Consider the following 23,725-nt stretch of genomic DNA (forward strand, 5'->3'; position numbering starts at 1 on the left):
AAATTAGGATTTTTTTTTAATTTTAAGCTAATCATTCATGTAACATTCGTAAACCTAAACATATTACAGATGAATCATCATTTTTCAAGAAGAAGTTTTTTAAAGAAATCCATTATCGCTGGAGGAGCCTTGACGATGGCTAGCAGTCCATTGGGAAATATCTTGATGGCCAAGCCAAATGAACGGGTCAACTTGGCGGCGATAGGGATCGGGAATAGAGGTGGAGAAATCCTGATGGATCTGTATAAAACGGGTTTATGTAATATTGTTGCACTATGTGATGTGGACATGGGGGCTAAACATACCGAAGCTGCTATCAAGCAATTCCCAGATGTTCCACGTTTTCAGGACTTCCGCCAGATGTTCGATAAGATGGGTAACCAGATCGATGCGGTGACGGTTGGAGTGCCAGATTTTTCCCATTTCCCGATCACCATGATGGCGCTGGACCTTGGAAAACATGTGTACGTGGAAAAACCGATGGCCCGTACCTTTTTGGAGGTGGAGCTGATGATGGAAAAAGCTAGGAAGAACCCAAAATTGGCAACCCAGATGGGTAACCAAGGACACTCCGATGCCAATTACTTCCAGTACAAAGCATGGACCGAGGCGGGAATCATCAAGGATGTCACCCAGATCGTCGGCCACATGAATATGCCGCGCAGATGGCATGGATGGGATGTCAATATCAAGAATTTCCCGCCAGCAGAACCGATTCCAAGCACGATCGATTGGGATCTTTGGCAAATGCAGACCATCGGACATAATTACAACAAAGACTTTGTCAATGGGCAATGGCGTTGCTGGTTCGATTTCGGAATGGGAGCCTTAGGCGATTGGGGTGCACATATCCTCGATACCTCCCATGAATTCCTGAAATTGGGCCTTCCGACCGAGGTAGGAGCAGAGATGCTAGAAGGGCATAATTCCTTCTTCTTCCCGATGTCATCCACCTTAAAATTCAGCTTCCCTAAACGCAAGGGCATGCCAGCCTTGGATATCATGTGGTATGATGGCATCAATAACCTGCCTCCAATTCCAGAAGGATATGGCGTATCGGGACTGGATCCGAATATTCCGCCACCAAGTACTGGTAACCTAGAGCCAGCCAAATTAAACCCTGGAAAGATTATTTACGGAAAAGACCTTACCTTTAAAGGAGGATCACATGGCAGTACCTTATCGATTATCCCTGAACAAAAGGCTAAGGATATCGCAAATAAGCTACCAGTAGTTCCGGAATCACCTTCCAATCACTTTGCAAACTTCCTGAAGGCTTGTAAAGGCGAGGAAAAGACACGTTCGCCGTTTGAAATCGCAGGTCCATTGAGCCAAGTTTTCTGCCTTGGGGTGATTGCACAGCGCTTGAACGGAAAATTTAAGTTCGATCCTGTCAAAAAAGAGATTACAAATGATAAATTTGCAAATGCACTCTTGATCGGACCGCCACCTAGAACCGGTTTCGAACAATACTATAAAGTTTAAAATAATAATCAATCAAATACATTAAAGATGATCAAACAACTTGCTTACGGTTTAGCTTTCACCAGTATTCTTGGATTAGGCTTGACTTCGTGCCAAAACGGTAACTCGGATAAAGCAGACAATCAAGACAAAAAAGAAGATGTGGAACACAACCCAGCATCTCAAACCATCCCAGAAGAATCTAAAGACCTATTGGGTCGTTGGGACTTGAACGTAGACAAGAATGGCAAACAAGTGCCTTCTTGGATTGAAATCAAATTATCTGGATTCACTACCTTGGTAGGGTACTGGGTAGGAGATAGCGGCAGTAGCAGACCCATCTCCCATATCAAACTTCAAGATGGCAAGTTCTCCTTCGCTATCCCACCGCAATGGGAAGGTGGCACTGGTGATATTACGATTGAAGGCGAATTGGCAGGTGCTGAAATCAAAGGTACCATCACCAACAATAATGGTGAGAAATATACTTTCACCGGTACAAAAGCACCTTACCTGAACCGCACGGCTGAACCTACTTGGGGCAAACCTGTGGAATTGTTCAATGGAAAAGACCTGACCGGTTGGAAACCATCAAACGATAAGAACAAATGGGTGGTTAAGGATGGCATTTTGACCAATGAAGATGCTGGTGCAAACCTGATCACTGAAAAATCATTCGAGGACTTTAAATTGAACCTAGAGTTCAAATACCCTGAAGGAAGTAACTCTGGTGTTTACCTAAGAGGTCGTTACGAAGTTCAGATCGAAGACTCTCCAAAAGATAGACATCCTGGAAACCTTTATTTCGGCGCTATCTACGGATTCTTGACGCCAAATGCAATGGTAACCAATGGTCCTAATGAATGGAACAATATGGAAATCACGCTTGTAGGCCGTTTGGTTACGGTGGCTATCAATGGCAAAACAGTGATTGACAAACAAGAAATCCCTGGAATCACTGGTGGTGCGCTTGATTCAAAAGAAGGCGAACCGGGACCACTTTATATCCAAGGGGACCATGGACCGATCGAATTTAGGAAAATTACGATTACGGAAGGGGTTAAATAGTATTTAGTATTAAGTATTTAGTAGTTAGACCTGTTGGGTCTCTATTGAGTGCTAAAGAAAAATGGTATTTAGACCTATGTCTTTTACATGGTCTGAAAATATAATAATTAAGGAGCTTGCTAGCGGTAGCGGGCTCCTTTTTTGCTTTATGGTTCTTGGATAGAATTTTGGCTGAAAAATCTTTGAAATCGGGGAGATTTTGGGATTATATATGGGGTCTTATTCGAGACTCATTCGAGGCATGTTCGGAAAATTCCATGCTGGCTAAAATTTTATTCAGGTCATATTCGAATGATCCTCGAAGCATTCTCGAAGATGCCTCGAATGAAGTCCATTAATATGCTTGGAAATTATCGGTTTTGTTGGATAGAATTATTCTCTTCCAAATTGATTTGTCCAAACAGTATTTTGTAACTTTTGTTGTTTAGTTAGGTGCTGGTAAATCTTGCAACAAATTCGAATGATGATGAAAACTTTATCCTTATATATCCTATTAGCTGTTTCCTTTATTTTCAATGCTATGAGCCAAAAACAAGATCCTAATCTGCAGGTGGTAGCTTCCTTTGGGAAGTCGCAACCCATCGGTGTCTCCGTTTCTTCTGATAACCGAGTATTTGTTTCCTTTCCACATAAGGATCCCTATCTATTTGGATTGACCGAGATCGTCAATGGCGAACGCAAAGCCTTTCCAAATGCAGAATGGAATGCTGTGGAAGGCGACTATAAGGAGCATTTTGTCAATGTGCAAGATATCTATGTGGATACCGATGATCAATTGTGGGTTTTAGATTCCAAACCGGCTCCTTCAGGTTCCATTTTTGGAAAAGAGGGGGGAAGCGATAAGAAGGAAGGTCAGTTTAAGCTGGTTCAGATAGATTTGAAGAGCAATCAGGTCAAGCAAATATTTACGTTTGATGATTTGGACAAGAGTAAATCGGGTTTAAATGATGTTCGTGTAGATACTGATAAGAAATTGGCTTACCTATCCGATCGTGGCCAAGCCTCCATTATTGTGCTAGATCTCAAGACCGGGAAAAGTAGAAAGCTCTTGAGCAATAGCAGCTTTACCTTGGCAAAACCTGATGCCGTACTATCCTATAATGGACATGAGATGCGGGACAAGGATGCTAATCCATTCAGGTCAAATGTCAATGGTATTGCATTGACTAAGGACAATAAGTGGTTTTATTTTAAACCGATCAATGCGATGAACTTGTATAGGATTGAAACCAAGTTTCTGGCAGATGCAAGTCTGACTGATGAAGCCTTGAAATCCAAGGTGGAAGATATGGGCGAGGTCGGGATCACGCATGGACTTGTCGCTGATCATGAAGGAAATATCTATTTGACAACTTCTCTTGATTATTCCATTCGCAGATTGACCCCTGAGGGTAAATTGGAAATCGTGGTTCAAGATCCACGTTTGATATGGCCGGATTCCCTAGGTGTTGGTTCGGATGGATACCTGTATTTTTCTTGTGCACAAATGCAGTTGCTACCGCAATGGAATGATGGGAAAGACTTGGTACAATATCCTTATGAAGTCTATCGGGTCAAGGTCTTATAGCCCGATTACCACCACTACAATATCTTCATTGGAATAGGAGGGATGGAAATGACTGATGGCATTGGATTGCTTGTAGATCTTCAGTTCCTCATAGACCGCGTTTTTAAGCGCTCCTTTGCCTTTTCCATGGATAAACTTGATTTCCGGATATCCCCAATAAATCGCCGCGTCTAGCTGTTCCCTAAGGTAATCTATCGTTTCTGCCAATAGTTCATCCAGTTCATAGCTGTCCAAATCGGCCAAAAATGCTTCGGCATGCAGGTCGACAGTTTTGCGGGGCTTGGGTAGGGACATTAATTAAAGAGTATTTAGTATTTAGTATTTAGTATTTAGTATTTAGACATGAGATATGAGATATGAGATATGAGAAATGTCCATCCCTAATTAGAGTTGACCGATTTAATACTTATCACTTATCTCTTATTTCTTATCTCTTATGTCTTATGGGGCAAAGTTAAGGATTAATTGATGGATCTGCCGATTAAACTTGGTAACATGGCTTTGGCTTCGTCGATTTTTTGTTCTTGAAGGAGTGCAATGTAGGGTTCCAGTTTTTTGTAGGTGGCAGAGTTGGGTGAAAAATCCTTGAGGTAGCTGTAGGCTTCCTGGAAGTAGGGTGAGATCTGCTGACTTTCGATGGCTGGGGTATTGTCCATCCCGATGGTTAGCGTCGTGAAGTATTTCTCGTATTCTTTCTGTGCTTTTTCGCCTGCGACTGTGCCTTTGGTCTTATTGGCGAAGTCTTCATACCAGATCGTTCGCTGAACCAAAGACTGGAATGGGATCGCGATGGCTGCATCTTCTGCATATCCTTCCATATTATCACGTCCGATCTGTTGCAAAAATATTTCTAGGTCAGAAGTGATATAAGGGTAGAAGTTCTCCTGGAAATAGATCGGGTTAGCTTCTAGATCGAACATACCTTCTGTTTCGCGAACACGGAAACCGTTGCGGTTGATCTTGTCATAAGCTTGTTCCAGATCACTTGGAACGGCCGCTTTGCCGCCATCGAATTCAATGTTAACCAATGGGCGGTAGTTTGTTTCATCATCAAAAGCCGAGCGGTGCGCATACATGGATAGCTTGTCGATATAGTCCATGATCAGGGCTACTCCTTTATCATTTTCTGGGTTTTCCTTCTTTTCAAAAAGTTCCTTGAATTTAGAGGTTGCTTTTCCCACGCTTTCAATATCTGTGGAGTCGAGGGCCAGGATATAATCCTCCAAGGCCTCCGCTTTGGTCAGGTTGTATTCTTCGGGATTCTCCACCGTGCTACTGTCGGAGTTTTGTTGTTCCTTATTATTGGAAACACAGGCCGTCAGGCACAGGGTTAAGATCAAGCAATTTCTGAAAATTTTTGTCATAATTTTATTGATAATTATGTGTGATGGAAGATGAATTCCACCCCAAATATCGTATTTAAATCCTATTTATAAGTATAAACGTTCAAATGTGGGATAATGTGTCGAGGAAATTTAATTTTATTGGCATAATAATCAATTGGTTAATTTAATGTTGCTTTTATCATTTGGAAGATTGTGGGGAAAGATTGTATATTTGTGCCACACAAGAAAAAAGGTGATACCTTCTCGGGGTGTAGCGTAGCCCGGTATCGCGCCACATTTGGGATGTGGAGGTCGTAGGTTCGAATCCTGCCACCCCGACTAAAAAATCGAAGCCTTCCGCATAGCGGGAGGCTTTTTTCATTCAGGGGCAGAGCCAAATTTATTTGTGCTCAAGCCCCTGAATGAAAAAAGATCACCTCCGGTGAAGCTTCGATTTTTTATGGCCAACCCCCCACAGGATGGCTCAGGGTTTGAGTGCGGGGTTTGTGGGGCTGAGCCAATCCTGTGGGGAGAGTATTTAGTAGAGAGTATTTAGTATTAAGTATTTAGTATTTAGAGCCTTTCTGCCGTGCTAGTTAAGACGATAATAGGATTTACGCTCGACTTAGGTCGAGCTTTTTTGTGTCCGGGTACAGTGTTATTTTTTATGGAAAAAAACAAAAGATTGATTCTCTTTTACTTTTGGAGCGTAAAAGAACCAAACTGACGAAGGAGCTCACGGATACCAAAAAAACAACTCGAATCCGTAAAACGCTTCGGCTCATTTAAGGTAGCTTTTCGCACGGGCTTCCATACATGGATAGAATGCCTTGTTGTCGGGAATATCTTCCTTCAAAATTCTCCTCTTAGATGGAGAATTTTTTGAAAGTATTCCAAGGCCAATCCCATCTCACAGAGCATCGGCATTCTTTCCATTTGTCCGCCAAGGAAATGAGCCGGAGGCTAAAGGACTTCCTTCGGAAGTATGAATGTTCCTTAACTCACTAACAATGCAGATCCCTAGCAAGAAAAGAACCCTAGAGGGGGTTAATTATTTTAGCAATCCCATCGCACAGGTCATCGGCATTCTTTCCATTTGTCCGCCAAGGAAATGAGCCGTGGGCTAAAGGACTTCCTTCGGAAGGAAGATGTTTGCATGGATAGGCAACCCCCAGCGGGCAATGTCATTAAGTTTAACTTTTTTGTGTAGTACTGAACTTTATTCGATTATCTCATTATGCAAAACATCAAAATAAAAAACATCGTGGGTTACACTGGTTTACAGTTCCTTAACCTTCGGTTAAGGATGACAAGATTTTAGGGAGAAGACCCGTACAGATTCTTCACGAATTGTTCAGAATTAAATTATCCTATTGGCATTCTTGTTCCTTGGGATAGTTCCGCTTTGTTTTTTCATTAATTTAATGATATTAAGATAAAATATTCTTTTAGGCAATAAAATTAATTAAAAATAATATTACCTTTGCGCCTCTTATAAAAATAGATACAATGGAGATAATGGACAATGGAAAGCAGGAGCGCTTGGAAAAAAGAAGAATAAAAAAAGGATATAGTTTGATGAAAAATTACATAACAATAGTTGTGTTGCTGTTTTCTATAACGGTTAGCAGTGCACAGGAAAGGCAGGTAAAGCCATTGAATCGGATCAATTTAGGGGTTTTTCCAACTGGAATAAACTATTCGCGAGAAATACCAATAGCTAAGAGATCGACAGTGGAAGGTTCTGCTGGTATATCTTTAACATATTATATAGATAATTTTGGCGTACAGCTTGGAACTGACCTATCCGTTGATTACAAATTTTATTATAATATTGGAAGTAGGGAGAGAAAAGGTAAAAACACAGCTGGCAACAGCGGATCTTTTGTAGGAGCAACCGCTTATTCTAACCTGTTTCCTTTGAATAAATTAGAACAATCCAATAATAAAAGTTTCCAGTTTGGCGGAGCCATCTTTTGGGGAATACGTCAACAAATTAAAGATAGTGGTTTTCAAGTTAACTTTCTTGGAGGACCAGCTCTTGCAATGGAAGGGCTTACTGATAATAATCCTTCACTTTTTATAAGTACAGGTATTTCTTATATATTTTAATCTGAAATATATATTATTTTACTTGTAATGTGATTCCAAAAAGGATAATAGGATTTACGCTCGACTTAGGTCGAGCTTTTTTTTTGTGTCCGGTCGGGTACAGTGTTATTTTTTAAGGAAAAAACAAAAGATTTTTTCTATGTTACTTTTGAAGCGCAAAAGTACCAAACCGACGAAGGAGCTCACGGATACCAAAAAAACAACTCGAATCCGTAAACGCTTCGGCCCATTTAAGGTGGCTTTTCGCACGGGCTTCCATACATGGATAGAATGCCTTGTTGTCGGGAATATCTTCCTTCAAAATTCTCCTCTTAGATGGAGAATTTTTTGAAAGCATTCCAAGGCCAATCCCATCGCACAGGGCATCGGCATTCTTTCCATTTGTCCGCCAAGGAAATGAGCCGGAGGCTAAAGGACTACCTGCGGAAGGATAAATGTTTGTTTGTAGAAAACCCCTGGAAGGGGTGATATCTTTGTAGAAAAACGAATTGTTAATCGGATAACCCACAGCGTGGGTGAAATATTTTTCTATAACTATTTTGTGTCACCCTGGGGACCCCCGAAGGGTCTCGGGACTATCCGCAATCATTTAAAATAGTTTTCTCATCTCACGATTTCGATGACAGGATATCCTAAAAATAACAAAAATAAATTCTTCGCTGTGCTCTGAATCCCTCTCAGGAATATCCAATTCTGAACGATCAGTGAAGAATCTGTACGTAAATGTCTCAACACTTCCTTGTCATCCTTGATCGAAGATCAAGGACTTGTTCGCCAATGATGTTGTTTTATCTATGGTTCTGATATCATTTTCTGAATGGCTCCAAGAATCTTCGTTCCTAGCAATGACATTTTGTAGAACTGTGTTTCTAGGTATTTAGACCCATATTTATTTCCCTGATGTATATCTCTTTTGGCGACATACTGCCCTGGAAGGGCAGAATTATTTTAGATGAATGGTATTGAACAATATAGGGCTAATGCAAAAGCGATGTTCGATTAATCGAACATCGCTTTTGCACGACTTTCAGGCTAATTGGCCATGTCTGCTAAAATAATGGAACCCCAAAAGGGGTTATATCGCTAAAATTAGAAAAGCATTTTTTGCCTTCCACTTTGCTGTCATCACCTTTCGATAAATTTTACCAAACCTTTACTTCTCAGCATGAAACAAAAAACCTTTCCTCAAGGATGTAGCCGGTAATGGGATTTCTAAGATGTGTGGTCCAAATACCGATAAAATAAACCTTAAACATATCGTAAAATAGAGTGGATAGGTTTTTTGTAGAAAACATTTAACCAATACTTCATATGAATGATATATCGTAATTAGATAAAATTTATATTTTAGAGAAAATGTTTGAAATAATTACTTCATGATTATCCTAACTCCTTTTAAGCAAGAGATCCTCCCCGAGGAGGATCACCATTATCCCAATAGTAATTGGGCATCGTCTGTTGGGAAAGACAAGAAAATCCATATTTCGCACATGGGAGTGACAGATGCTCAAATAAATGATCTATTTAACATGTATTTAAGTTATTAACGATGAAAAGAATTTTCTCTGTAATAATAATTGCTCAATTGACTTCCTGTATAGTAGAAACACCTAAACTAGAGCTGTCTTACCTATTTGTAAATGACACTGATCTTGATTTAGAATTAACAAGGTATGAAAGCAAGAATGGAATAGATAAGGACATTAGACATATATATCGCCACAAAATCAAGAAAAAAGAATCTCTAGCGCCTAATAATTACCGAAAAAATAATCTTGATATAGACTCCATTAAAATTGTTTTTGAAGATGGTAAAATTCAAATGTTTAAACGTAGTGACCGTGAGCTTAATCCAAAAAGATGGAATAAAAGTCCCTTAAATATTTCTAATTTTAGGCAAACTGATAATATTGAAATTTATCAATATACCATAGATAATTCGATTTATAAGTTATCTAATTAGAAAGTACCTATAGTCATTAATTAATAGTTTAGAACCCCGTTGAAAAGCGGGGTTCTCTATTTGAATTTTAGAAATACCAAACCTGAGAGAAAGAAGCTTATTATGAAATTGAAGAAATGTAGAACCATATAGGACAGTTTGTTTGAGCTAGATATAACTTCTTTTTAAAAAGAATCGTTATTTTTATTTTAGTTGTCAAACAATTAATATGCAGCCAATTAACTATTGCTTAACGATTATTTTTTCTTTATTTATTTCGATTGGTTTTCCCCAAGGCAATTATTCACTTCTTTGCAAAATTGATAGTTCTTTAAATTTAGAAGGGGAGACCTTATATTTAAAGTATATTGACTATAGCAAAATGAACCCTGTAATTAACGATTCTGCTAGAGTTGAAGAGGGAAAGTTTATATTTAAAGGCTCGCTAAATACTCCTGGAGTTTATTCAAGATTGATCAGTAAAAGTGATAAATCAGAATATTGGTTCATGTTGAGCGCTGGCGAAAGCAAAGCGACATTGGCTAAGCCAAAGTACAATGAAATAACAGGTGAAAAAAGAGGCTTCACAAGCTCATTTGATATTCCAGTGAACGATAAGTTTAGGTTGATGCAAATATTCGATAAGTTGTATGACTTATATGGAGAAGAGTCCTCAAAGTTTCATAAGTTGGCAAATGAAGTCGAAGATGAAACTTTACAGCAAAAACTAAGTGATTCCGCCTTTATGTATATGGAAAAAAGGGATCCTTATGTAATTTCATTGATAAAGGATAATCCAGACAATTATATTTCCTTATTTATCCTTAAATACTTTACTCCTGTACCTCTAAAAAAAGATATAAACCAACTTGAGGATGTTTTAAGCTCTTAAATCCCAAACTTAGGGAGCCCAAGGAAGGATTGGAGTTGCTCAATGTCATTCTAGCGAAGAAGAAACTGAAAGTTGGCTCAGAAGCTCCAGACTTTTCGATGTTCAATCAGGATGGCCAAACGGTAAAATTAAGTGATTTTAAAGGTAAAAAGGTCCTTCTGGATTTCTGGGCTACTTGGTGCGGACCTTGTATTGATAATTTACCAAAATTAAAAGATTTTGCCAGGAACAATTTGGATTACCAAATAGTGGCGATTTCACTTGACAATAATAAATCAAGCTGGATAAACGGTATAAAAAAATTAGACTTTGAATGGGCAATTCATCTTTCCGACCTTCAAGGATGGAAAAGTCCAATTAATGTATTGTATAATATTGAGGCAATTCCAAGAAGTATTTTAATTGATGAAAAGGGAATTATTACAAATTTGGATTTCAAATTGGAGTAATGTTTTTCTGAATGAGATATTTTGGGTTATGGGTCAAGATGTTTAAAGTATGGTGTATTTCTATCTTTCCTAATTCAAACCATTAGGACGAATCGCTGGTGAGTTTTAATTCTTTTCTTGGTTTTTTTTCTTTTGATCTTTAAATTTTATCCTTCGAAATGATTCGAAGAATAAAGGAGATGTTGTGTTTTACTTGGCTTAAAAAGCCTCAAAAAAATTGGGGATGGAATATTGTTGCAATTATTGTCGGACTTATCCCTTTACCTATTTTTCTTAAATTTAATTATCTATTGGCTGACTGGACAATCTGGCTACCTTGGATTTTATTAGCGCTAATCAACCCTTTCCTTGAAGAGTTCTATTGGAGAGGGCTTTTGATGGATTCGACCAAGACATGGAACAGAGCCCTTGCCCTCTTATTTACCAGTGTCGTGTTTTCCGTGAATCATGGCGTATTTGGAATTAACTCGGAATTATTTAGGGGCTATGAAGTCATCTTTTCCACTTTTATTATGGGGCTGGTCTGGGCAATCACCTATAAAAAAACTGATAGTTTAAGATGGGTGATTGCATCTCATTTTCTGGTCGATTTCTTGAATCTATCTGCACCCGCATTCCTTGATTTGTTTAAATCAAAATTTTAAAACTGTTAAAAATGGTGAAGCATAAACTCCGTGAGGATATGCAGGACCTGCGGGAGTGCATGGTGTCGGGAAGCTAAAAAGTAGCCTATGACCAGCAGGATATACTCACGCTGATGGACAGACGGCTGAACATTATCGAAGAGAAGCTCGAGGACAAAGACTATTCGGCAGCGCTGGCAGAAATCAGCCAAGAACTGGACAGCAATATAAAGGAGGAAACATTTGCCGGACTAAAAACAGCCATTCTAAAATACAGCAAAGTGAGCGATAACCTTGTCGCCGCTTTCGGCGAGCAGCGGACGCTGATTCGTGAACTGCCAAAAAAAATACAGGTCGGCGTAGAGCATCGCATTACCGGAAACCCAAAGCCCTACATCATTACGGGCTTGGTTCTGCTATTGATATCGTTCTTTTCTCTTTTCGCCAACTTTCAGCTTTGGAGATCAAACTCGGCTCTACAAGACGGTGACATAAAAATCCGTATGATGAGATTGTTTTATCCACCGGTGTCATTGGATATTGATTCCATCTACAACAGCAACCCCAAAGAACTTAAACTATGGGTGAAGCAGGAGGAAGAAAGGTTGCTAGCGATTATAAAAGCCGAAGAAAATGGGAAGCAGTCGACGGAACAGCAGAACACGCGAAAAAAGAATTGGAAAGGTCGAGAGAAATTAAAAAACAGGAATTGGAGTAGAACGGTTTGGCACAAACACTCAGGGATATAGATTACTTTTTAAACACTTTGAAACTAAATAGAGCAATCGAAGAAAGTCAATGAGATTGCATGGGCTTTTTTTTGTATTTTAGGAACAATGATAAAAGAACCACTTACGAAAGTTGTGTAAAGCCGACCTATTGTGGTTGTATTTGGAGAGGTTTCATGAGAGTTATAAATAAGTTAGGCGCAACTTTACAAGAACAGAATATCAATGGAATTTTCAGAAGGAAAATATAAGATAGTAACGGGAATTTTTGATTATAAGATAAATCCAAAAAATCCAAAATACTTTGCAAAATTTTTGAATGACGATGTGGAGGTTTTAGGTCATACCGAAGATGAAGCTATTGAAGGTCTAAAAAAACTTTACAAAGAATATAAAGCCAAGAATAAATTATTCCCTTCTCATTCAGACCAAGTACTTAATCCTTATGTTCCAACTGAAAAATTTCAAGAGTATTTTGATAAAGGAATTTCTATAGCCTTTTTTGAACTTATTGAGGAAGATCCTTATACACAAATAGATGACGAATTTACTGTTCAAGATTTAGAATTAAGTAATAAACAAATTGAAATAATTAATGACAAATACCAGCTTTCCGTTCGACCAGAAGATGTTGTTGTAGACATTTTTGACAGAATAAAAAATAGCTGAGCCTAACAGCAAATTTGCTCAAAAATGGCTGACGGTGGTTTACGTTAATTCATCAGTTATTTACTTAATTTAGTGCGGTACGACAATGGTTCTGCAAGCAATGCCATTTCTGCACAAATTAGTAAACCTTTAGCGAGAACCACCATGCAACAAAGGACAGACAAGCAAAATGAACATTGAAACTCACAATATAAACGATATAAAAATTGCAGAAGTAATTTCGGCAGACAACATTTGTATAACCACGACAGAGGTTAAAAAAGTCTGTACAAGAAATAATTCATTTTCCCCTCGCTCATTAGTTGCTTGCGAAACCCCACCGCTCCAGGCCATGGCTGTTCTCGCTTTTATTGTGTCCGGTGTGGCAGATTTGAACCCTGGTTCGAACCTTAAGAAATTATTGAAGAAAAAGTATTTAATAAAGTGCCAATGCTTAACCAAAGTAAACTAAAAAGAGTCAAATGGAATTTTCTGCATAATCTGTTTTCAAATGCAAATTTGCGTAACATCAAAATTCCATTAATTGTTTTCCAAATTGTTTGGTAATTCCGGAAGGAAGAGGAGGGATTCCAAATTGGTCTAGTTCTTTCCAAAACTCCATAGAGTAATCACTTTTTTCTTCCAGATAGATGCTCTTGTTAAATAGGTTTTTCTTTTCTTGTACTTCTAGTGAAGTTAAGAAAAAACGTTCCAATACATAGAATTCGGATAATGTCTCATATGGGAAATAACCCAATTTTCTTTTCCGTTTTATACTTCCGATATTATTGCTATACCAGCCTTTAAGATGTTCTAGGCTTATTTCAGAAAAATTGTTAGCATCGTATGTTTCAATTCGGACTTGACTTGTACGTATTCCTTCCACACGAAATATTTTTTTCTTGATCATAGAATCAGGCTGTACCAAATCAATATAAGTTTGTGCTTCACCATTTGGGCTAAAACCTATTTCGCCAACTTTATTTCCATGCTTGTAGATATTGACCAGCTTCGATTCTTTCTTCAATTCATACTCATTTGATAAGCTGCTATGAATAGGATTAGAATCAATGTTTGCAATTCGAGGAAGTTCAGAAAATGGTCCCATTACTTCTTTGAAGGCTCGAATTGTCTTATCATTGCCAAAAACTCGATAATCTTCTAATATATGCCTTTTCTTTTCCTTTTTATCAGTCAGCGGGATAAAGAATTGCACTATGCCATCGGAAAAATATTTATTTTTGCCATCAAAGGTTTCCAATACACGATAGTACCCTCTTAGAACTAACCAATCTTTTGAATTATTATTGATTTCGATTTCATCTATACTGATAGTTGATGGTGTTAGCTTTATTATCTTTTCAAATGACAAAATACTTTTTAAGCTAATTTCCTTTGAGCGATATGAAAGATGTTGAAAGGTTAAATTTTCTATAGAATGCAGTTTTTCTTTCTTTAACTGAACATGTCCGTTTTTATCACTGATATTTATCAATGTTCCGTTTGAATCAAAAACACTTACAGCAGGGATTGGATCATTGGAAATAGAGTCTAGTAGAACGATCTGGCCAATCAAGTAATTTGCAAAAAAGGAAAAAATTATTATTAAAGTAAATTTGGTTTTCATGAATGTTTACCTAAAGATACGATAATCTCTTTTACAAGTACAAAAATGATAATAGGTTGTTAGCCATGAATTAACACTCAATGTCTTAAATAGATAACCATCCCACTTCACTGGTTAATACTTTTTTTTATTAAATCTATTTTCTTTCCTTTATATATGTAAACTATTATATTATTATGAAAGCACTTATCACAGCACTAACCATGGTTTTCATGCTCCATGCACCTTCCTTTTCCCAAGAAACCAATTCAGCCAAAAAACTCATCAAAACTTTCTATAAGGAAATATTTGAAGGTCAAAAATGGTCAGATGAGATTGTCGATAAGTATGTGGTTTATGTAGATTCCAACTATGAGGATGCAGTCAATTCCGTGGAATATTTCCAAAAGGGAACTCATGAACCCTTTATTGCTGCATTTAAGGAAAATATGCTTAGTGATAATATTAATTTGGTTGGATATGAAGAGTTCAAGGAAGAAGATAAGGCAAAGTTTTTGAGATTTAATCCGAAACGTTATCCAGATATCTATAAATTGACCTTTGCGGATTATCCGCCTATCTATGTCTTGGTAAAGGACCATCAAATTGAGTCATTCTTTGGTTTTCAGAAAGCACAGGACGATGATTATCTTTTTATTATCTATCACTAAAAGGCTGGAAATTGAGCTGTCCTTATACATACCTTTATCATTTAACTTAGTTGTCCCATCTACATTTGCATCCCTGCCATTAACAAAAAAACTCCTTAGTTCAATTCCCAAGGAGTTTTTGAAAGCATTAGATTTCTACTCAATATACCCAACTTATACCCTTAGCCTTTGATCATGGTCAGCATCATTTTGAATGCTGTTGTGGCATAGACTTCGTGGGGGATGTTTGCTGGTAGGATGATCATTTCGCCTTCCTTGACCACATGGGGTTCACGGGCGATATGGATCAGGGCTTCGCCGTCCAGAACCTGTAGTGCAGCATCAAAGGGAGCGGAATGTTCGCTGAGCTGTTCGTCTTTGTCAAATGCGAATAGGGTAATATTGCCAGCCTTACTTTTGATAACCTGTTGGCTTACCACACTGTTTTTTGAATATTCTATTCTTTCTTTTAGTGAAAAAACAAAACCTGTTTCTATTGTTGCCATATTATTTTATGTTTTTCTTTTTATAATAACCTTTCCAACAAAAGGATTCTTCTTGTTGGAAAGGCTGATAGATTGTATGATGCCTATACGCTTAGCATCCTTGTTGTCTGTTGCTTAAAGAGCACTTATTGCTTACCCGATATAATTTAATGATCTTATCATTAAAAATCAATAAAATCATTAGGGTCTTTGCCTACAGGAGACTTGGTGGGTTTGGTTATGCTTTTATCCTGTACCCATACGGAAGCAATGACCATTATGACAGTTTCATTGGCCATGGCTTCTAATATTTGGATGGTTTTACCTGTTTTGACGTTATAGGTTGCGGACATTGAAAAACCCATACCTGTTGGCTTTGTTGTGGTTCCTTCCTGTGTAATCTGGAACATGTCCTCTAATTTTGCCGTTATGGTATAGAGGTCGTTTTCTTTCTTCAGGCCGAAGTTTTCGAAGAAGTAGTAGCTTCCACCTACAGAAAAGTAGAGCTTGGCTTTTTTATCGATTACAAGGTTTGAAGCCATGTATTTATTCTCATTGTTGTCCCATTGAATTGATTTAAGGGATTCACTAAAGTCCTTTGCTGCTTTAAAATCAGGGTTTAAATTGGAACTATATTGTAGCTCTTTATAGCTACTATTATATTTCATGCTGGTCCGCAGTTCTTCTTTGAGTTCCGCTAGGATTTCTGCATCGGTTTTGGGTACCACCGGAGTTACTGTAACTTCATCTTTATCTTCGTTGCATGAAGCGATGCCCAAGGTCATCAGGGCAAAGGCTCCTACAAATAAACGGCTGCTAAATTGTCTTCTGTTCATGATCATTTAATTTTTGTTAATAATATTTTTAAAAGCGGTATCCAATTCCGATTGTCATTTGTGTTGGGTCAGGTTTTAGCTGACCATTGAGTTTCCAGCCGACCGATTTTGTGAAATCAGGGTTGACCTTTGCTCGGTTTGCCAAGAAATGTTTGAGGTCCAGTTGCAGAAACCAACTTTCATGGAGTTGATAGTCGACGCCCAGACCGAGGTGCAAGGCCGAACGGCTATGGTATTCCACGGCATCGGCTGCCCATCCTGGATCTTCTTGGTCAAATAATAAAAAGCTTCGTCCTGCGGCGAGGTATGGTTTTATTTTATTCCATCGATTGACATGATAGCGAATGGAAAGGCTTATCGGTGCCAGCCAAACCCTACCTAAGGGAATCTCATCTCGCAATACCTTCATACTGGAGTAGTCGCCGTTTTTCATGGACATTCGATAGTGGCCAGCAGAGGCGCTGACTTCGGTAGACCAAGAGGGGCTAAGGAACCAGGCAATGCCAAAGCCTACGGAAGGGGAATTATTCAACTCATAGATCCCGCCGACTTTTTGCAGGTGACTGCTTTCATTGGTCCTGGAATATCCGCCAAAAAGCTTTACGGTAAACCTTTTAAAACCATCGTCCTGTGCATACAGAGCGTTGCTGGTTAACAGATACAATACTATAACAAGTAGCGGAAGGGTCATATTTCGATTATTCCTGAGCATACCTATTCCTCTATGATCTGTTTGAAATTTTTCCAGCCCGCTGCATTTTTATAGGCGATGGAAGTCCCTTTGGGGACGAAAAGTTTCACCTTTTCAAAATCTGGGCTTTTGTTGTACTCAGGTTTTCCCAATGGACTGATGAGGATATCGTTGAATAAGCTGTTTGCTGCTGGCGGTATGGCCCATGTAATATGCACTTCTTCTAGATTACTCATTCCATTGATAAAGCCTAGACCCAGACTGGAAATGTTTTGATGGAACCATATTCGCTTGATGGTACTTTGGTAAAAGCAGCTTTCTCCGATTTTTGTGATCTGGTTGGGTATATGGAGTTCATCCAATTGACTTCCACGCATGGCTCGCACACTTAATTCGGTCAGGCTTTGGGACCATTTGATTTTCTTTAGTTTGATTCCGGAAAGGAAACCTTCTCCAACTTGGTTAACTCCATCAGGCATCAGCAATTCCTGAATTTTAGTGCCTTCAAACGCTGCGGATCCAATGGATGTCAAGCCTTCGGGCAGGTTTATGCTTTCCAGATCATTGCTTAAGAAGAAGCATTCATCGGGCACTGCTGTTACCTTCGCTGGGAAAGTAAAGCTGGTCAGTTTGCTGTTTGCAAAACAGCCTCGCTTTATTGTTTCAACGGATTCGGGTAGTGAAAGTTCCTGATAAGGATAGTATCTGTAAGCAAATTCCCCGATTTCTTTTACCGTATTGGGTAATTGATATCTTTCCTTTGCCATGTACGGAATGTCTATGGGGAACACCTGTCCAGTTCCTTGAAAATCTATCCTGAAGCTAACGATTTCGAAGGTTCTATCCCCAATGATTTCTACATCCTGAGGAATAATGATCTCCCGAACCCAGAAGGATTCAGACATGACATTATCGCCAGTGCTTTTGATCTTTTTAGGATAAACGAAATGTTCCAGGTTTTTCAGCTTATGGAAAGGGGAGTTGATGAATTGGCCTTCAAAGACTTCGGCGTCTCGAAAATCCAGTTCCCTTAATTCGCCATCAAATGTCTCGGCTATGTAGCGTTTGATGATGCCTATATCTTTATTGTTGATATGTCCTTTTAGGATCAGTTTCTTGATGCCAGACCAATCCATTTGGTCGGCTGCATGCTCAAAATCGCCAGCTTTTTTACCCTCGTAAACAAGGGTTTTGCTGTCATTTTCTGAGGTAATGAAAAAGGAGGAGTTTATTGGGAATTCTTCCTTGTTACAGGAAGCCAATAAAAACAGTGCGATCGACAAAAAGCCTAGTATTCTGCGCATAGCCATCGGGAATTGGAATTACTATGGAATTAGATTTTTGTCAACACGATTTGAAAAGGGATTTGGAAACCTAATTTTATCCGAATGGAAAAGGCCTGGGCAGAGTTACCAGTAGTGGTAATAATTGCCGCTGAACCATCAGAATCCTGACTTGGATTGATAAAAGGAGGGATGCTGCTACCCGGGTTTCCGTTTCTTCTTGCCAATGCTTTCAGGGGATTTCCTTGGCTTATATTTCCTGTTGCTTGGTTGAATGTAAAGCTAACGTCCTGCAAAGCTAAGGCCATGGGCATTTGGTTTTTCCAATAATGTTTGGTTGAGGCATAGTCGAAGTCGCCATAAGATGAAGGTGGATTTCCGGGGTTCAGACCACTGATATTACCGTTGGCATCGCAGAATTCTACTTTTGTTATTTCGGATGTTTTAGCGGATAGTTTAATATAATGGTACCCATCTGGGTTTAATAGCCCTTTTGCTAGGTTAGTGAATAAATCCCCCATGGGGTCAAAGAATACTTTTACTTGGAATATGCCTGTTAGGGAGATTGCTCCTGTAGATTGGTTTGCGCTCATAATGATGGATTTTTGAATGATAAATAAAAATTTTTGAAGTAGTATCAGCTAGTATGTGAGCTTGTTTTATGGGTTTAATTCAGTTTTTGGACAGATTTGATGATCACCACTACGGGTAGTGACACCGCGGGATCCAGTTTAAGGTCATATTGCATCGCACCTGACCCGTTGGGGTTCTTATCGATTGTACCGGTCAGCTTGGACTTGCCATTGCTGTGCAAGCCTTTCTTTAGGGCTTCCTCAGGGATTTCAAATCCAGGGTCAACATCGGGATCAGCCCCGCCAGCGGGAGGGTCTGCATCAAAGAAGCTTTTGCCCTCAATATTTTGTACCAGCAGTCCTTTTGCAGTTTCTGAAATGGTAAAGCTGGCATCTACACTCATCTCAAAGGGCATGGGATTAGCGCGGAAGCCATTGAAACGGAGCCTCAAAACCCCATTGCCTTCATCGCTAACTGTGCCATCGACGGTGCCCGTTGCAATGGGGATAGTCCCCATCATAGTCGGAATAACTTGAAATCGGTATTGACCTGTCAGACCATATTGTTTGATCAGGGTACTGCCTCCGGTATCTTCATCTTCCTTGCTACATGAGAAGAGCATCAACCCGCTGAGCAAGAAGAACAAGAAGTAAGTTAGTTTTCTAATTATGCTTTTTGTGAACATGGATTTCTAATTTATTTAGAGCCCGTTATATGGGCTTTTATGGGAATGGGCAACATGAGGTCCAGCAGGACACTTAGTTTCTTGCTGCTTCGGACGTAATAACCCTGTAGTTCGGCGTCATCACTTTGGGGCAGAGGCGTTCCGATAGCTTGGCCTGAAGCTTCTGCCGTTCGGATCTTTCCATCGGTACCCCGTAGCCAGATCGTGTCTTTTGTGCTGTTCAATTCCAGTAGGACATTGATGTTGGCTGTCATTTTAAGGGGCATCATTTCGGTCTGGAAATTCCTATAACCCAATTCTAAAGCTCCGTTGGCTAGCCAACGCATATTAATGGGCCATTTTTGTTCTGTAAAAGTCAGCAATGGCTGCTTGCGTGTTGCATCGTCGTACATGATCATTTTAATCAGTACGCTGTCGTTTTTATAGCCTGTATAAGCTTCGAAGATTTCCTTTGCCAAGGCCTGCGTCCCATAATCTTTGCTTAGGTAATCCGATCTATCGGGCAATAAGCTAGGGTCGTTCAGGTCAGGCGATAAATAATCGTCGCCTGAACACGCGCAAAACAGGATCAACATCATCCCTATGAAACCAAATGCCCTCATATCTAGATCTTTTTTCGAGCAACAATAGCTACAGCATTGATGTCGTTCTTATGCTTCTTGAATGTTTGACGCATCTGAAGGATTCGTTTTCTTAGGTCGCCATGGGTCAATACATTGAAGATGATTTTCATGGTCCGAAAGAGGCCTTCATCTGCCAAGACACGCTTTGGCTCCAAGAGCGCCATGGCATTGCTGTCTACTTTGACAATTTCAAAGCCTTCATCGACCAGCAATTGGCTCCATTCGGAGATGGTCAATGGGCGCGCATGGACACGGATATTGGAGCTGAGGTCTTTGTACACGCTCTGTTTTATTTCTTCACTGATGTTTTCTGGTTGAAGGCCCAGTTCATGGATACCGTAGTAGCCACCGGGTTTCAAGAGGCGCGAAGCTTCCTTTATGATCGCTTTCTTATGTTCCAGCGGTTGCATGGTCAACATCGCCTCGCCGTAGACTTTTGATGCATAGCCTGAAGGGATCGTCGTATCAGAAGCATCTGCGACAATGAACTTAACCTTATCGTATTTTACGTTCTTACGGGCCAGCTCTGCAGCCTGATGATTGTTGTCCACCCCGGTATAGCTGTTTGGTTTTTTCGCGCATGCAATCGAAGCTGTAAAGCCGAGACCTGGAGCAAACTCCACGACATCGTCTGCGGAGTTGATGTCCATATTGTCCATCAGTTTTTTCGTAAGTTCACGACCTCCGGGACGCAACACTTTCTTACCTACCTTGGCAAGTATCCAGTGTCCTTGTTTTTCATTTAATTTTTCTTCTATTGACATTTTTTGTATTGAGTTTGGAGAGCTTAGGGTTATGAATCCTGCTCTCTTTGTTTTATTTCTATCTTAAAATTTATAAGTGAGTCCTGCATAAAAAGCCCTAGTCTGCCCCGGCATGAAAAACGCCACATTGTTCACCGTAAATTCAGGGAATGGAATAGGAGGGAGCAAGATCTGGTCGCTGATGATGTAGCTCGAAGCATAATATCTGTTCAGGATGTTCTTGCCTTCTACGTAGAATGAAAAGTTTTTCCAGCCATCAACCCCCGCACGCATGCCAAGGATGGTAAACGGTTTCTGAAAGACTGTATTCGTATGGTCTATCGGGCTTTTTAGGGGTTGGCTTTCGGCATTGAGCGAAACGAAGAACTTGCCTGGATTTTTATATTCTATGGCGGCGGTCAGGTAATGGGGTGGAACGCCAGCCAGTTTTTTGCCTTCATAATCTCCCGCAGAGAAGAAAAAGTCGCTGTAGGTGTACATCCCTTTCACTGAAATTTGATCCTTTGGATAGAGGACTCCTTGGAAAGGAATTGCCATTGCTGCAAATTCTATCCCTTGATGTATCGTCTGGGGATAGTTCTTGGTTTGCTTCACACCCAGCACAAAATCCTTCACTTCCAGAAGTTCGTTCTTTACCCAAGAACGGTACAGGGAGATATTCCAGCTGTAACGAGTGTTCTCATTCCTTGTGCCAATTTCTACCGTGGTAGAAGATTGTTTGTCCAGTTTGATGGCAAAGAACTCTTTCGGGCTGGTGTTGATATTGGCTGTTACTTTTGTACCGACCAGTTCATCAAAGGTTGGGGGCTCATAGCTTGTGCTGACATTGCCAAAAAATTGGATATCCTTGTTTCGACCGGCATTGTAAATTGCGCCAATCCGTGGATTTACAGATCTGAACTGTTGGTCTAGCGATTGGCTGTAGGAGTGGAAATAGCGGTACTTATGCGATGAATGGCTATACCAAGGGCGTAATTCGGGATCAGGGAATACATCTTCGCTGTTCCGTTCGTTATTGACGGCCTGAATATTAGTAATCAGCTGGAAGCGTTCATTAAAACGATGTTGATATTCCGTGTAAAAAGTGAGGTTTACTGCATTCAGCTTGTCCTTGCTGAACATGTAGGAGTCCAATCCATTGACATTGATATGCCCTCTGCGGTCTATATTGCCATGGCTTTCTAGGAAACCGACCATGAGTCGGCCTTTATCCATCCTATGCTCGGCTTGAATGCTGATTCCTCCATCAGTTCCCGTTGATCTTTGGGTGGAAAGTACGATGGGAAATACAAAACGATCTTTGATAAGCTGATAATATGCGGAAACAGTAATATCGGTATTCGCTGAAATGCGGAAGGCAGTTCGGTTGGCAATCCGTAATACTTCAGCTTCTCGTCCCGGCTTGTCGCGTTCGATATTGGGGCCCATATAATAGGGCAAGGCTATTCCCTTGTTGATTTGTGAAGGGTCCTCCAAAAGCATTTGCATGGTCAGTGGACCCGGTACATCGAAATTGATATACGAATAATTGAGAAAAAGACGACTGTCAATATTGTTGGAAAAACGATGGCCGAAATTGCCGGCTACATTCATCTTTCTATTGTTATTGTGCTGACGAAAACCATCTTGACGGCTCCCAGAGACTGAAAGGAAGGCATCTGACTTTCCCCAATGCTTGCCTGCCATCAAATTGCCCTGCGTATAGCCGAAAGATCCGCCTTCGACTTTTGCTTGTATGCCCGACGCAAATCGACCGGTATGGGAATTGAAATTAACGGCACCACCAAGCGTTGCTGCGCCATAGCGAAGGGCATTTGCTCCTTTGAAAGTCTCGATCGATTCGGTAATAGCTGGATCCATTACACCGATAATAAAGGAGCCATCAGCGAAATTAATGGGGATGCCATCCTGTAAAAGATATACACCTCGGCGTTGGGGATTGCTTTGGATACCCGACCCCCGTATGCTCAAGCGAGGTTGGTCATTTGCTCCAAAAAACTCTTGTATGACCACTCCTGGCTCATATTTCAAAGCATCCTTAATGGTTTCCAGACGCTGAACCTCTGGAGTCATCACAGCCACCGAAGTTCCCCCTGCAATCTGCTTATGTTCCAGTTTGATGGTTTTGAGAGATGGGGCAGCGGATAATACTTTCTGTCCCTTAATGTCTACCTCTTGGATCTCTATCCGTTTTTCCTTAAGGTAGATCTCGTAAAAATGCTTGTTACTTTCATTTTCAGCTATCCTAAAGATTCCTTCAAAAGACTGATAGGATTGATGGCTAAAAACGAGTGTATGGCTTCCTTCGGGCAGGCTAAGTTTGAAGGACCCTTGGGCGTCCGTTTTGGTCGAGATTTTATGGTTGGTTTTTAAAATAATACTTACGTTAGGAATGGGTTCTTTTTCATTGGTCAGTACTTTTCCTTCGATCAAGAATTGCTGTTGAGAGATGGATATGTTTCCATAAACTATTTGACATATTGTGTTCATCATTACCAATAGAAAGCAGTACCTAAAAATTCCTAGCATATAAAATATTCCGACTCGTATCTTGATAATCTTCATTCAATTGTAATAAGCAGTTGAATGCGTGTTGTTATTTAGATTTATACTAAATATAAATTATCTTTACAAAGATATCTAAAGTGAGATTTTTCGAGTGCCCAAAATGGAAGTAAAAGTGCCCAAAATAGAAGTATTTAGTAACCGCG

Annotated in this window: 25 protein-coding genes and 1 tRNA gene; 13 read left to right on the top strand and 13 right to left on the bottom strand. The window is 39.8% G+C overall.

Features of this window, described 5'->3' with window-relative positions:
- The first annotated feature begins 69 nt into the window (after positions 1-69).
- The 3 genes from ACK2WI_RS09040 to ACK2WI_RS09050 all read left to right on the top strand — a co-directional run bounded on the left by ACK2WI_RS09040 (position 70) and on the right by ACK2WI_RS09050 (position 4,099).
- Positions 70-1,485, top strand: coding sequence for a Gfo/Idh/MocA family oxidoreductase (locus ACK2WI_RS09040; RefSeq protein WP_312698081.1), 1,416 nt, complete (start codon positions 70-72; stop codon positions 1,483-1,485).
- A gap of 27 nt (positions 1,486-1,512) precedes the next feature.
- A complete protein-coding gene (locus tag ACK2WI_RS09045; protein ID WP_409150445.1) occupies positions 1,513-2,532 on the top strand; it encodes a DUF1080 domain-containing protein in 1,020 nt (339 codons plus the stop codon).
- 460 nt (positions 2,533-2,992) lie between these two features.
- Positions 2,993-4,099 (top strand): SMP-30/gluconolactonase/LRE family protein, encoded by a 1,107-nt coding sequence (locus tag ACK2WI_RS09050; RefSeq protein WP_409150446.1) that lies wholly within the window; start codon positions 2,993-2,995, stop codon positions 4,097-4,099.
- Here ACK2WI_RS09050 and ACK2WI_RS09055 read toward each other — a convergent pair.
- Together ACK2WI_RS09055 and ACK2WI_RS09060 are read right to left on the bottom strand one after the other, a co-directional pair.
- Entirely contained in the window at positions 4,094-4,393 is a 300-nt protein-coding gene (locus ACK2WI_RS09055) for a Smr/MutS family protein (protein ID WP_409150447.1), read from the bottom strand. The genes ACK2WI_RS09050 and ACK2WI_RS09055 overlap by 6 nt on opposite strands.
- Positions 4,394-4,560: 167 nt before the next feature.
- The gene (locus ACK2WI_RS09060; RefSeq protein ID WP_409150448.1) at positions 4,561-5,463 is read right to left on the bottom strand and encodes a hypothetical protein; all 903 of its coding nucleotides are present in this window, start codon (positions 5,461-5,463) and stop codon (positions 4,561-4,563) included.
- Between the two features lie 226 nt (positions 5,464-5,689).
- On the opposite strand from ACK2WI_RS09060, the gene ACK2WI_RS09065 reads away from it, so the two are divergent.
- Both ACK2WI_RS09065 and ACK2WI_RS09070 read left to right on the top strand, forming a co-directional pair.
- Positions 5,690-5,763: transfer RNA gene (locus ACK2WI_RS09065), tRNA-Pro, on the top strand.
- A gap of 1,170 nt (positions 5,764-6,933) precedes the next feature.
- Positions 6,934-7,536 carry a hypothetical protein gene (locus ACK2WI_RS09070; protein ID WP_409150449.1) on the top strand — a complete coding sequence of 201 codons (603 nt, stop codon included), beginning with the start codon at positions 6,934-6,936 and terminating at the stop codon, positions 7,534-7,536.
- Positions 7,537-7,678: 142 nt separating this feature from the next.
- Here ACK2WI_RS09070 and ACK2WI_RS09075 read toward each other — a convergent pair whose 3' ends face one another.
- On the bottom strand, positions 7,679-7,837 hold the full coding sequence (locus ACK2WI_RS09075; RefSeq protein ID WP_409150450.1) for a hypothetical protein: 159 nt from the start codon (positions 7,835-7,837) through the stop codon (positions 7,679-7,681).
- A gap of 1,075 nt (positions 7,838-8,912) precedes the next feature.
- Between ACK2WI_RS09075 and ACK2WI_RS09080 the strand changes: the two genes are divergently transcribed.
- The 7 genes from ACK2WI_RS09080 (at position 8,913) to ACK2WI_RS09110 (ending at position 12,839) form a co-directional block, all read left to right on the top strand.
- Positions 8,913-9,083 (top strand): hypothetical protein, encoded by a 171-nt coding sequence (locus ACK2WI_RS09080; RefSeq protein ID WP_409150451.1) that lies wholly within the window; start codon positions 8,913-8,915, stop codon positions 9,081-9,083.
- Positions 9,084-9,085: 2 nt separating this feature from the next.
- Complete coding sequence (locus tag ACK2WI_RS09085; RefSeq protein WP_409150452.1) at positions 9,086-9,499, top strand: hypothetical protein; 414 nt, start codon at positions 9,086-9,088, stop codon at positions 9,497-9,499.
- A 208-nt stretch (positions 9,500-9,707) separates the two neighbouring features.
- Complete coding sequence (locus tag ACK2WI_RS09090) at positions 9,708-10,370, top strand: DUF4369 domain-containing protein (RefSeq protein WP_409150453.1); 663 nt, start codon at positions 9,708-9,710, stop codon at positions 10,368-10,370.
- Positions 10,371-10,405: 35 nt separating this feature from the next.
- Positions 10,406-10,819, top strand: a complete 414-nt coding sequence (locus ACK2WI_RS09095) for a peroxiredoxin family protein (protein WP_409150681.1) — start codon at positions 10,406-10,408, stop codon at positions 10,817-10,819.
- A gap of 158 nt (positions 10,820-10,977) precedes the next feature.
- On the top strand, positions 10,978-11,463 hold the full coding sequence (locus tag ACK2WI_RS09100; RefSeq protein ID WP_409150454.1) for a CPBP family intramembrane glutamic endopeptidase: 486 nt from the start codon (positions 10,978-10,980) through the stop codon (positions 11,461-11,463).
- A 113-nt stretch (positions 11,464-11,576) separates the two neighbouring features.
- The gene (locus ACK2WI_RS09105) at positions 11,577-12,191 is read left to right on the top strand and encodes a hypothetical protein (RefSeq protein ID WP_409150455.1); all 615 of its coding nucleotides are present in this window, start codon (positions 11,577-11,579) and stop codon (positions 12,189-12,191) included.
- Positions 12,192-12,395: 204 nt separating this feature from the next.
- Positions 12,396-12,839, top strand: a complete 444-nt coding sequence (locus tag ACK2WI_RS09110) for a hypothetical protein (RefSeq protein ID WP_093094943.1) — start codon at positions 12,396-12,398, stop codon at positions 12,837-12,839.
- Between the two features lie 508 nt (positions 12,840-13,347).
- On the opposite strand, the gene ACK2WI_RS09115 is transcribed toward ACK2WI_RS09110, so the two are convergent.
- A complete protein-coding gene (locus ACK2WI_RS09115; RefSeq protein ID WP_409150456.1) occupies positions 13,348-14,445 on the bottom strand; it encodes a hypothetical protein in 1,098 nt (365 codons plus the stop codon).
- Between the two features lie 176 nt (positions 14,446-14,621).
- On the opposite strand from ACK2WI_RS09115, the gene ACK2WI_RS09120 reads away from it, so the two are divergent.
- Positions 14,622-15,095 (top strand): hypothetical protein, encoded by a 474-nt coding sequence (locus ACK2WI_RS09120; protein WP_409150457.1) that lies wholly within the window; start codon positions 14,622-14,624, stop codon positions 15,093-15,095.
- A gap of 161 nt (positions 15,096-15,256) precedes the next feature.
- On the opposite strand, the gene ACK2WI_RS09125 is transcribed toward ACK2WI_RS09120, so the two are convergent.
- The 9 genes from ACK2WI_RS09125 to ACK2WI_RS09165 all read right to left on the bottom strand — a co-directional run bounded on the left by ACK2WI_RS09125 (position 15,257) and on the right by ACK2WI_RS09165 (position 23,507).
- A complete protein-coding gene (locus ACK2WI_RS09125) occupies positions 15,257-15,580 on the bottom strand; it encodes a cupin domain-containing protein (protein ID WP_093094949.1) in 324 nt (107 codons plus the stop codon).
- Positions 15,581-15,741: 161 nt separating this feature from the next.
- On the bottom strand, positions 15,742-16,395 hold the full coding sequence (locus tag ACK2WI_RS09130) for a hypothetical protein (protein ID WP_312698245.1): 654 nt from the start codon (positions 16,393-16,395) through the stop codon (positions 15,742-15,744).
- Positions 16,396-16,423: 28 nt separating this feature from the next.
- On the bottom strand, positions 16,424-17,086 hold the full coding sequence (locus ACK2WI_RS09135; RefSeq protein ID WP_409150459.1) for an OmpW/AlkL family protein: 663 nt from the start codon (positions 17,084-17,086) through the stop codon (positions 16,424-16,426).
- A 23-nt stretch (positions 17,087-17,109) separates the two neighbouring features.
- Complete coding sequence (locus ACK2WI_RS09140; protein ID WP_409150460.1) at positions 17,110-18,390, bottom strand: leucine-rich repeat domain-containing protein; 1,281 nt, start codon at positions 18,388-18,390, stop codon at positions 17,110-17,112.
- Between the two features lie 29 nt (positions 18,391-18,419).
- On the bottom strand, positions 18,420-18,962 hold the full coding sequence (locus tag ACK2WI_RS09145) for a hypothetical protein (protein ID WP_409150461.1): 543 nt from the start codon (positions 18,960-18,962) through the stop codon (positions 18,420-18,422).
- Positions 18,963-19,036: 74 nt separating this feature from the next.
- The gene (locus ACK2WI_RS09150) at positions 19,037-19,627 is read right to left on the bottom strand and encodes a hypothetical protein (RefSeq protein WP_409150463.1); all 591 of its coding nucleotides are present in this window, start codon (positions 19,625-19,627) and stop codon (positions 19,037-19,039) included.
- Positions 19,628-19,638: 11 nt separating this feature from the next.
- Positions 19,639-20,229, bottom strand: coding sequence for a hypothetical protein (locus ACK2WI_RS09155; RefSeq protein ID WP_409150465.1), 591 nt, complete (start codon positions 20,227-20,229; stop codon positions 19,639-19,641).
- A 2-nt stretch (positions 20,230-20,231) separates the two neighbouring features.
- Positions 20,232-21,014: a class I SAM-dependent methyltransferase gene (locus ACK2WI_RS09160; protein ID WP_409150467.1), complete on the bottom strand. Its 783-nt coding sequence runs from the start codon at positions 21,012-21,014 to the stop codon at positions 20,232-20,234.
- 63 nt (positions 21,015-21,077) lie between these two features.
- Positions 21,078-23,507, bottom strand: coding sequence for a TonB-dependent receptor domain-containing protein (locus tag ACK2WI_RS09165; protein WP_409150468.1), 2,430 nt, complete (start codon positions 23,505-23,507; stop codon positions 21,078-21,080).
- Positions 23,508-23,725: the final 218 nt, after the last annotated feature.

It is taken from the genome of Sphingobacterium sp. BS-2 (genome assembly GCF_046161205.1).
Lineage (GTDB): Bacteria > Bacteroidota > Bacteroidia > Sphingobacteriales > Sphingobacteriaceae > Sphingobacterium > Sphingobacterium mizutaii.